We start from the raw sequence: 10,206 nt of genomic DNA on the forward strand, positions 1-10,206 counted from the left end.
ATGCGGAATCGGGGCAAGGGCCTCGGTTGCCGCATAATTCCGGTCACATATAGTTTAACCTATATTTTGTCTTCTTTATTTTCACCTCCTTGGACACGCTTTTCCCTCAAAAGATTCACACTTTCTCATCTCCTTATTTCCCAGTACATTAAAAACCATGCGACATACGGGCTAGCAGATTCAGAGCGAACTACAGGGAGTGACCAGACATGGGGAAGAAACAGGAAAGGCTCATCCGCGCCAACCGCTCCCGCCTCAGGAGCGAATTCAACGCCCAGGCCGAGATCGGGAAATTCGGGAAAACCGGGCTCGCCCGCATCGCCCTCACCCCGGAGTACAACCGCATCCGGAGGCTGGTCGAGGGCTGGATGAAGAGGGCCGGTCTCAAAACGCGGGTGGACGCCGTCGGGAACCTCTACGGGCGGAAAGAGGGCCGCGGAAAGGGCCTCCCCGCCGTCATGGTGGGCTCCCATCTGGACAGCCAGAACCCGGGCGGAAGGTTCGACGGGGCGGGAGGCGTCCTCACCGCACTCGAAGCGGTGCGCCGCATCGGCGAGAGCGGCGCCGCGCACGATCATCCCATCGAGGTGGTGGCCTTCATCGGGGAGGAGTCGGCGAGCGGGATGACGGTCTTCGGCAGCAGCGTGGCGACCGGAATCGCGGACGCCGCCGCCCTTCGCGCCTGCGTACACCCGCCCTCCGGAAAATCAATGTATGACGCCGTTCGGGCCGCGGGCGGAAACCCCGCCCGGCTGAAGAGCTGCCTGCTTCGGAAGAAGGACCTCAAGTGCTACCTCGAGCTGCACATCGAGCAGGGGCCGATCCTGGAGGTCCATCGGACCCCCATCGGGGTGGTGGACGTCGTGGTGAGCTACATCCGCGGCGAGATCGAATTCGCCGGGGTGACGGCCCACTCGGGCGGCCAGCCGATGGCCTACCGGCAGGACGCCGGAATGGCGGCGGCGGCCTACATGGTGGAGATGGAAGCCATCGCCCGGCGGGCTCCCGAGCGCCAGCGCGTCACCATGACTTTCGGAGAGATCGGCTTCGATCCGGGGTGGGTCACCATCGTGCCGGGCGGCGCCCACATCACGTTCGACCTCAGGGCGCGGACGAAGCCCGCTCTGGAGGCCATGCTCCGCCGGATGCGCACCACCCTCTCGCGCCTCTCGAAACAGCGCCGGGTGAAGGGGAGGCTCCGCGTGATTCAGAAGCTCCCGCCCTGCCCCGCCTCGCCGGGCATACGCCGGGCCATCGCCCGCGGCGCCGAGGCGGCCGGCTACAAGTGGATGTCGCTCGCGAGCGGCGGGGTGCACGACGCCTGCTGCATGGCGGCCCTTTGCCCGATGGGGATGATCTTCATCCCCTCCGTGAAGGGACTCTCCCACACGCCGGAGGAGTTCACCCGCTTCGCGGATCTGGCCGCCGGCGCCGATGTGACCATCGGGGCGCTGCTGCGGCTGGCGGACAAAAGGGTCAGGGTCTAGCAGAGGAGAGGGAAAAAACGGGGATTTACTTTTTCTTCTTGACGCGGAGTTTGGCTTGCTTGTTCTTGTACATCATGGCGTCGGCCTCCTCGATCAAATTTTCGATCGTGATATTCGTCTCCGCGTTGTAACGGGCGTAGCCGACGCTGAGGCTGAGCTTGCGCAGTCCCCTTTTTTTGCTGTTGTGCGTTTTGAGGTTTTCGTTCAAGCGCGTGACGATTGCATCCGCGCTTCTTCCCTTGCCCTCGATGGCCAGAACGGAAAACTCGTCCCCGCCATAGCGGCCGACCAGATCGGGGTTCCGGAAAGACTTTTTGAGGATGCGGGCGACATCGATGATGGCCTGGTCCCCTTCGACGTGACCCAGGGTGTCGTTCACATTTTTCATGCCATCGAGATCGATAAAGTACATCACCATCTCCCGTTCGGTACGCTGCGCCAGGCGCAACTGCCGCTCCGCGGCCGACACAAACCCTCTGCGGTTGAGCAGGCCGGTGAGCGGATCGGTATCCGAGAGCGCCCGAAGCTGCTCCTGCGTGTGGATTCTTTCGGTAATGTCCCGCAGCGTCAAAATGTAGATCTTCTCCCGGCCCAGCCGGGCCTCCGTCGAAAGCACCTCGGCCACTCCCACGTCCTTTCCCTTCCGGATGATACTGATCTCCTGCGCGCGCTGAGAGTTGAAGGAAAAATCCACTTTCTCTCCCGTCATCCGCTTCGCGCTGCGCCCCAGGAATTCCTCCGCCGCCGCGTTCATGAAGCGAATGACGCCCTGCCGGTTGACTGCAAGAACGGCATCGGGGGAGTTCTCCACCAGGATTCGAAATATATCTTCAGGATGTTTGACCATAGGATGGGACCAACTCAATCGACAATGGTTAAAAAAAAACAGGAAACAGGAAACCAAAAAAAGGACTCTAAAAGTACCAGATTTTGAGGAAAAACGAAAACTTCCAGAAATAATAGGTTAAGACAAATTTGCAGGAATTGTACCCACTGCACAGAACATACAGCGTCGAATTATTTCCAGGGCAGAGCGGCATACGGTGGCGGGTCAGGGCATCTTCTCCGAATCTCTCAATGCCTTGGCGGGGGGCTTCGGCGGGCAGGTTGCGCAGGGAGAAAAATCCGTATTTTTTTCCCATTTCCATTCTGGCTTTCCACTTCGCTCCAGCCTTCGAGGATGGAGAGGATTCCTTTGACAACGGCCATTCCCAGCCCCGATCCTTCAGAGAAGCTGGTGCCGGCGAAAGGCTCAAAGATGCGCTCCCGCGCGCCAGAAGCCGGCCCTGGCCCTTTGTCCTCAATCGAGAGGCAGACATGACGCCCGGCATCTGGACTCTCCCTCAGGCCATCCAGCGAGCCGGCGCGGTAATTTTCCGTGCGCACGATGATCTCTCCCCCCGAGGCCATCGCCTCACCCGCATTGAGTAAAAGATTCATGAGAACCCGCCGGATTTGTCCTGGATGGCACCGGACGCGCCAGAGATCCTCCGCCAGGTCAACGGAGATCGAATGCCCGTGAGTGGCCAACCGCACGAAATGTTTCAAAAATTCCTGCACACATTCATTCAGATCGATCCAATCCTGATTTTCCAAGTGTCCCCGATTGAAAACAACCAGTTCACGGGCGATGCGCTCGGCCCGCTCGCTCACAGCCGCGATCTCTCTTATCTCCCTGAGCCCCGGACTGCCCTCCTGCATCTTGCCGGAGGCAAGCTGGGCAGAGCCGCGAACGATGGTCATCAGGTTGTTGAACTCATGGACAATCCGTGAAACCAGATCGCCGATGGAGTGAATTTTTTCAGTGGCGCGGATTTCGCGGACGATGGGACTCGGCAATCGCCCGCCCGCCTGATAGGGCGAAAGCGCCTGACACAGGCGAGGGGGAGGCCGTGGCCTTTCTCGGCAGAAACGGCGCCGGAAAGACTACTACAATGAAAACCATCATGGGCCTGCTTCCGGCGCAGTCGGGAACCATCACGATGAACGGGGAGGACATCACCCCCTTTGCAGCCCACGATGTCTCCACCCGGGGCATCTCACTCATCCCCGAGGACCGGCAGGTTTTTCCGAACCTCACCGTCTTCGAGAACCTGAAGATCAGCCGCCTCCCCGTGGACGGTGCCAAGCATCTCGACGACTTCCTGGACTGGATATTCACCCTCTTCCCCCGCATCAAGGAGCGGGTCAACAACAAGGGAAGCCAGCTCAGCGGCGGCGAGCAGCAGATGCTCACCATGGCCAGGGGGCTGGGCACCGAGCCGAAGCTCATGCTCATCGATGAGCCGACCGAGGGCCTCATGCCGGCCTACGTCGAAACAATCCGCCACGTCCTCGAGGAAATCCAGAAGAAAGGCATCGCCATCCTCCTGACCGAGCAGAACTTCAAGATGGCCCTGACCCTCACCAAGCGGGCCTACCTGATCGAAAAGGGCCTCATCCAGTGGGAGGGGGCCTCCGCGGACCTTCTCAAGGACGAGGAAACGCGCCGCCGCTACCTCGGCGTCTAGGCCTCGCGCCGCACATCAAAAAAGCCCGCCGGGAAGGCGGGCTTTTTTGATGTGCCCTTTTTTCGGAAAAACTACTTCTTCCGCTCATCCACCAGCCGCCGGGCCTTGACCTGCTTCATCGGGTCGTGAATCTCGCCCGAGGCCGCAAACTCCACATCCGGCCGCACCATCACCGCCTTGCGTACCTTCTCGGGGATCTCCCGCGAGAGCCGCTCTTGCTCAGAGTCGTCCGCCTCCAGGCGGATGCGCAGCTCATCCATCGAATCGGGGTCGGCCGGATCGCTCTTGCGAATCACGATCTGGTACTCGCGCACGCTCCGGTCGGCGGCCAGCATCTCGAAAACAATATCGGGGTTCAGGAGCATCCCCTTCACCTTCACCAGATCGCCCGTGCGGCGCGGCATCTGCACAATACGCTCCCCGTAGCGGCCGCAATGGGGACAGGCCTCGGTCTTGAGGCCGATGAGGTCTCCAACGAGGTAGCGGAGAAAGACCGTCCCCCGCCGGTGCAGATGGGTCAGGGCGATCTGCCCCTCCTCCCCCTCGGGAAGGCGCCGGCCCGTCTCCGGGTCCACCACCTCCAGGAAATACAGATCGGGCACCACGTTGTGCGGGGCCGCCCCGTTGCAGCACTGGATCAACCCGCCCTGCATCTCGGTCGCGGCGTAGCGCGCCCGCACCTGCGGGTCGGCCGCCCCGAAATGGCGGAGATGATCCATGTATTCCTCATACAGCCCCTTTCCGACCGCCTCGCCCGTCGTCAAAACCATTCGGACCCGGGGGAGCGAAACATCCCGCTCGCGGGCCCGCCGCAAGAACCGCCGGGCGAAGCTCGGCACCCCCCAGATGACGGTCGGGCTCGCCGCCGCCACGCAATCCACCGCCTCATCCAGCGAGCGGCGCACCGGGTACTCCGGGTGCGGGCTTCCCGTCAGGGCGCTCACGATGGGCAGCCCCATGATCTCCGCCGAACGGACGCAGCACAGAAAGCCGCCAAGCGGCATCGGGGAGAGTGGATAGAGATTCGCGATCAGATCGCCTGTCCGCAGGCCTTCGGCCTCGTTGCAGATCCGGGCCTGAAGGAGAATGTGGTACTGGTCATGGGTATTGTTGAAAAAAGGGGAGGGCTTTCCGCTCGTGGTGCCCGTGGTGTAGGCCACGTTCCAGAGCGTGCGCTCCTCGAAGGGCAAATCCGCCAGCCGGGCCGGGTCGAGGCGGAACTGCTCGGGGCCCGCCATGTAGTCCGCTTTTTGGGTGAGCGGGAGCTTTTCCAGATCCTCCAGCGTCCGGATGTCCTCCGGCGCAAGACCCAGCGTTTTGAAGCGCTCCCGGTAGAAGGGATGCGCCCGGCCGCAAAGTTCCACCGTCCGGCGGAGCCGCGCCTCGCGGACCGCTCCCAGGGCTTCTGCATCATCTTGCACCGCCGAATCCGGTTTCGCCATTGTCTTTCGCCGCCCTCTTTAAAAAATTCCCGCCTGCCGTTGAAGGCCACGAACATACCGGGCGATCAGCGCAATCTCCGCATCGCTCAGGCCGGGAATGGGCTCCATGTCGCCGAAGCGCCAGTGGTGCTGCCGGGCGCCGCGGCGAACCGCCAGCGTAAACGCCTGATCGGAATGATGGCCGGGCGCATAGTAGAGGTGCACCAAGGGAGGACCCTTGTCGTTTCCGGCGCCCTTCTCTCCGTGGCACTCCAGGCAGCTGACTGCGTACAGTGCCTTCCCCGCCGCCATCGAGACAGCGGGCGCCGGAGCAGAAGCGGCCGGAGAACGTGCCGGCGCTGGCGGCGCCTTCGGGCCCAAAGAGCCGGTAACATACAACAGAGTCCCGAATCCGGCCGCCAGAGCGGCGGCCGCGACAACCCCTTTTTGCATTTCCTTCTCGCTTTTCCCGAAAAACGAATCCCGATAAAACCGAAAGGCATCCTACGCGGGAGGGCATCATCATTCAATCGCAAGCGTTGAAATTACCCGTATTTCCCTCTACCCTGAGACATCCCCTATCCAAAATGGATTTTTGGAGGCGACAATGACCCATCCCGATTTCGAGCGCGCCGCCCGGCACATCACGCCGGACGCCCTGCGGCAAACCTTGACGGCAATGGTGGATATCCCCAGCCCGACCGGCGGCGAGGGCCCGATGGCCGAATATCTCGAGGGCAGGCTCCGCGCCGCCGGCTGCCGGACCTTCCTGCAAGAGCTCAGCCCCGGAAGGCCCAACACCGCGGGGGTGCGCGAGGGCAGCGGCGGCGGCGTCAATCTTCTTTTCACCGGCCACATGGACACCTCCTACGACGGGAACGAGGACTATCTCACCGGCGAGGGCTTCAAGCCGCGTGCGGTGCACCGCGACGGATGGGTCTGGGGCCTCGGGGCCAACAACATGAAAAGCGGCCTGGCGGGCGCCCTCGTGGCGCTGGAAGCCATCGCGAAAGAGGACATCTCCCTGCGCGGCGACATCACCCTGGCCGGGGTGTGCGGTGAGATCGAAAAGGCGGCCATCGAGGAGTTTCAGGGCGAGTCCTTCTCGGGCTACGGCACGGGAACGCGCCATCTCATCCTCCACGGCGTCACCGCCGATTTCGCCGTTCTGGCCGAGCCGACCGGCCTTCGCGTCTCCAACGCGAACATGGGCTGCATCTGGGCCCAGATCACCGCGCAGGGAACAGTCTCGCACAGCGTGTTCACCTCCCGGCCCGGCATCTCGAACGCCATCGAGGAAATCCACCGCATCCAAAGCGCCGTGACGGAATGGGCGAAGGACTACGAATCGCGCCATGTGTGCATGGGCGAGCGGCCCAACGTGACGATCGCCGCCATCCGGGGCGGGCTCCCCTGGCGCCTCTCGCGAAATCCCATCGCGTGCAGCCTCTATCTCGACATCCGCACAGTGCCGGGCCAGACTCTCGATGAGATCAAGCGCGAGCTCAGGGTGCTTCTCCAAAATGTCGCCCGGGAGAGCGGGGGCCCGGAGGCCGCGCTTTCTTTCTACGTCAACGATCCGGCGACGATCATCGATCCCGAAAGCCCCATCATCCGCGCCATGCAGGAGGCGAACGCGGCGGTCACCGGCGCCCCGGCCGAGCTGTTGATGCGGCGGCCTGCCGCCGATTCCACGCATCTCAACCGCTACGATATTCCCTGCGCGGTGTACGGGCCCGGCGGAAGGATGCACCCGGACGCCAAGAAGAAGGGGCTGATGCACGCGACGGGCGAGCATGTATTCGTCGAGGACATGGTGGTGGCGGCCAAGGTGTACCTCGCCTGCGCCCTCGCGCTGTGCAGCCAAGCGCCCGGGAAGGTGGGGCTCGCCTGAGCCCGGTGGTGCCCTGAAAATCAAAAAGACGGAAAAAGGCGGGACGAGGCGTCCCGCCCTTCTTTTGTCGCAGATGAACTCCGGCTTCAGTGAACCGTCACCCCCCTTTCCACTCCGGCGGCCCCCTCCGGGGCGGGCTTCTTCTCCCGAATGACAAAGACCGGACACGGCGCGGTGCGGATCACCTTCTCCGCCACGCTTCCGATCACCATGCGGCTCACTCCATTGCGCCCGTGGGTGCCCATCACGATGAGGTCGAATTCTCCTGCGCCCGCAAACTGCACGATATCGCTGGCCGGATCGCCGCCCCATACCACGATTGCCTTCGCCGTCGCGCCGGCTTCCGCCTTGCGGAGCATGCCGGAGAGCGTATCTTCGAGCCTTTGGTGCTCGTCTTCCTTGATCTTGGTTTCGTGGATTCTCTGCGTCTTCTCCAACTCGGACATCTCGCGCAAGAGATACTCGGGCTCGGGCGCAACATGGAGCGCCACGACAGCAGCCTCCCATTTATTTGCGATCTCCATCCCGGCCTTGAGCACCTCCGGGCTCACCTCGGACATATCCAGGGGAATCAAAACTTTTCTCGGATGGAAAATCATCGTTCTCCTCCTTTCTGCGCGGCGGGAGGGGCCAATTCTCCACATCTTATGATTTCAATATAGGCCGTCGAGATAATTAGCGGCCAAACCACCACTTCAAAAAAATGAGTTACCGATATTCAACGCTTCAATTCTTTTAAAATCCCCCGACTCCGAAACTGAAATGGGCACCCGCAAAAAATTCTCTTGCCAAACATTCACCCAAAGCGCATATTTGAGAAGGTAGCGGAGATACTCGAGAGATGGCCGTGAAATGCGGCCGGCACCCGGCAAGGGCCGGGGGGATGGAGCGCCGATGGCGGCACTCCGAAGGGTATCGTTCCCACTGAGAGAGGGAGGAGTTCTATGAAGCCAGATAGAAATCCCGTTTCACGTGCCGAGCAGTCAACCTCCCCGGCTCCAGAAGTCGGCCGGGCGGGGAGGAAACTCAAGGGCTGACTCCTTTCATAACGGGCGACAAAACGTCCGTATCGGCGAACCGGAGAGACCGGGCCGAAAACGAAGATTCAGGAGCGGGGTGCAACGCCCCGCTCCTTTTTTGTCTGCGCGTCGACGCGCCTACACCCCGAAATCCTTGAGCTTCGTCTCTCCCAGGCCCAGGGCGTGCCCCATTTCGTGGAGCAGAAGATTCCCCATGTAACCCCGGTAGGCGTCGGCGTCCCCCCCGCAATGCATCTTCATGGGCGCGGCGTAAATCTCGATCGACTGCGTGGCCGGTATCCACACCGCCAGCGGCCAGCCGCCCACCTCCTTCACCATGGCCGGCGCGGGGAGGTCCACCAGATGCACGGGAATCTCGCGGCGCTCGATTTCCGCCATCATCTCCGGGTGAATGTCCGTGGACAGAACCTCGTCCAGAATTTCCTGCATCCGGAGAATTTCCCTCTCGGACACTTCCGGAAAATAGGCGTCCATGAAACCGGCCAGTTCTTTTTCGTCGGAGGATTTTCTTGGCGCAGGGGCATCTGATTCCATCAGGACGGCCCGGTAGTCGGACATCTTCGTCCGGCTGCCGATAAAAGCATAGATGGCCACCCCGATTCCCGCCAGGACGATGAGCCAGATAAGGCCGAAGAGCGGATCGAGAATCGGCTTCCACCACCACCAGTTTGCAAAATCCCAGTCACCCAATCCCATCAGGGGCCGCTCCGCTCCCCCGGCCGCTGAAGCCGGCGCTGAAAAAGATCAAGCATTTTCGCCCACGCCCGCTCGGCCGCTTCCCTCACGTAGACGGGCCGCTCGGGAAAGCAGAACCCATGGTGGGTGCCCGCATACTGATCGCACCGGTAGCTGACCCCACGCGCATCGAATGCGGCTTTCATGTCGGGAATCACATTGCCGGGCACCCACTCGTCCACCTCGGCAAAGGCCATGTAGAGTTCTCCCTTGATTCGCGGCGCGAGCAGGTGCGGCGAGTCGGGCTTGTCCGTGACGACATCCACGCCGTAGAACGAGGCGCCGGCCGCCATTCCCTCGGGGTAGGTCCCGGCCGCCGAGACCACGAACTGCCCGCCCATACAGTAGCCGGCACATCCCCATGACCCTTCCCGAACGCGTGGATTCTCCTTGAAAAAAGAAAGCACCCCCTCCGTATCGCTCATGACGGTGGCGTTCGTGAGGCTGTGCCAGGCATCGAATATCTGCTTGCGCATCGTCTCGTCGCGATTCTTGAAATCAAAGCGGAGCGTTCCCAGCCGGTAGTACAGATCGGGGAGCAGGCAGTAGTAGCCCTCCCCCGCGATCCGGCGGGCGAAGCCGCGGAGTTCATCCCGGATCCCGGGCGCATCCATGTAGATCATCACCGCCGGGTAGGCGCCCTCCCCGCCGGGGCACACGCCGAAGGTAGGAAGCACCCCGTCGCGGGTGGAAATATTGACACTTTCCTCGAACATGGATTCCTCCTCTCGACCGCTCAGGCAAGGCCAGAAGTATCTTGGGCCGAAGCTCGGGTGCCGAAACCCATTTGTAACATTTTTCGCGAGCCCGAGGGACGCCAGAGGCCCCCCGGCACACCCTCGAAACGCGGGAGAGACAGGCTGTAAATAACTGAAAATATTCCGCTTGTGGGCCACATTGCCATCCGAGAGCACCTCTGATAGAAATGATACTCTTCGAATTCGAATTCCTTCTTTACTTTTCCGCGCTCTTGCCTGGCCGGGGAGAGGTCTTTTTTTGATGGCAAAAGTATTTGAGCCAGATGAGGAATTTTCCCCGGAAGAAAACCGCTCCAGAGAATCGCAGGGAAAAATAAGAGATATGGGGACCTCTAAAAACCGCCTGATTTCCCCCCGATTT

General features: G+C 61.6%; 10 protein-coding genes. 3 read left to right on the top strand and 7 right to left on the bottom strand.

Features of this window, described 5'->3' with window-relative positions; all coding sequences use genetic code 11:
- Positions 1 to 209 precede the first annotated feature (209 nt).
- Positions 210 to 1,487 carry a M20 family metallo-hydrolase gene (locus tag O2807_06445; GenBank protein ID MDA1000141.1) on the top strand — a complete coding sequence of 426 codons (1,278 nt, stop codon included), beginning with the start codon at positions 210 to 212 and terminating at the stop codon, positions 1,485 to 1,487.
- A 25-nt stretch (positions 1,488 to 1,512) separates the two neighbouring features.
- Here the strand turns inward: O2807_06445 and O2807_06450 are convergent, their stop codons facing one another.
- Both O2807_06450 and O2807_06455 read right to left on the bottom strand, forming a co-directional pair.
- Positions 1,513 to 2,334, bottom strand: coding sequence for a sensor domain-containing diguanylate cyclase (locus O2807_06450; GenBank protein ID MDA1000142.1), 822 nt, complete (start codon positions 2,332 to 2,334; stop codon positions 1,513 to 1,515).
- Positions 2,335 to 2,561: 227 nt separating this feature from the next.
- Positions 2,562 to 3,140, bottom strand: a complete 579-nt coding sequence (locus tag O2807_06455; protein MDA1000143.1) for an ATP-binding protein — start codon at positions 3,138 to 3,140, stop codon at positions 2,562 to 2,564.
- Positions 3,141 to 3,379: 239 nt separating this feature from the next.
- Here O2807_06455 and O2807_06460 point away from each other — a divergent pair, with 239 nt between their 5' ends.
- Positions 3,380 to 3,997 carry an ABC transporter ATP-binding protein gene (locus O2807_06460; protein ID MDA1000144.1) on the top strand — a complete coding sequence of 206 codons (618 nt, stop codon included), beginning with the start codon at positions 3,380 to 3,382 and terminating at the stop codon, positions 3,995 to 3,997.
- Positions 3,998 to 4,068: 71 nt separating this feature from the next.
- Here the strand turns inward: O2807_06460 and O2807_06465 are convergent, their stop codons facing one another.
- Together O2807_06465 and O2807_06470 are read right to left on the bottom strand one after the other, a co-directional pair.
- Positions 4,069 to 5,439, bottom strand: a complete 1,371-nt coding sequence (locus O2807_06465) for an AMP-binding protein (GenBank protein ID MDA1000145.1) — start codon at positions 5,437 to 5,439, stop codon at positions 4,069 to 4,071.
- Positions 5,440 to 5,457: 18 nt separating this feature from the next.
- Positions 5,458 to 5,871 carry a cytochrome c gene (locus O2807_06470; protein MDA1000146.1) on the bottom strand — a complete coding sequence of 138 codons (414 nt, stop codon included), beginning with the start codon at positions 5,869 to 5,871 and terminating at the stop codon, positions 5,458 to 5,460.
- A 154-nt stretch (positions 5,872 to 6,025) separates the two neighbouring features.
- Here O2807_06470 and O2807_06475 point away from each other — a divergent pair, with 154 nt between their 5' ends.
- Entirely contained in the window at positions 6,026 to 7,312 is a 1,287-nt protein-coding gene (locus tag O2807_06475) for a M20/M25/M40 family metallo-hydrolase (GenBank protein ID MDA1000147.1), read from the top strand.
- An 86-nt stretch (positions 7,313 to 7,398) separates the two neighbouring features.
- Here O2807_06475 and O2807_06480 read toward each other — a convergent pair whose 3' ends face one another.
- The 3 genes from O2807_06480 to O2807_06490 form a co-directional block, all read right to left on the bottom strand.
- Positions 7,399 to 7,911, bottom strand: coding sequence for a universal stress protein (locus tag O2807_06480; protein MDA1000148.1), 513 nt, complete (start codon positions 7,909 to 7,911; stop codon positions 7,399 to 7,401).
- Between the two features lie 558 nt (positions 7,912 to 8,469).
- Positions 8,470 to 9,048: a hypothetical protein gene (locus tag O2807_06485; GenBank protein MDA1000149.1), complete on the bottom strand. Its 579-nt coding sequence runs from the start codon at positions 9,046 to 9,048 to the stop codon at positions 8,470 to 8,472.
- Positions 9,048 to 9,803 (bottom strand): dienelactone hydrolase family protein, encoded by a 756-nt coding sequence (locus O2807_06490; protein MDA1000150.1) that lies wholly within the window; start codon positions 9,801 to 9,803, stop codon positions 9,048 to 9,050. Before O2807_06490 ends, O2807_06485 begins: the two co-directional genes overlap by 1 nt.
- Positions 9,804 to 10,206 lie beyond the last annotated feature (403 nt).

It is taken from the genome of bacterium, from assembly GCA_027622355.1.
GTDB lineage: Bacteria > UBA8248 > UBA8248 > UBA8248 > UBA8248 > JAQBZT01.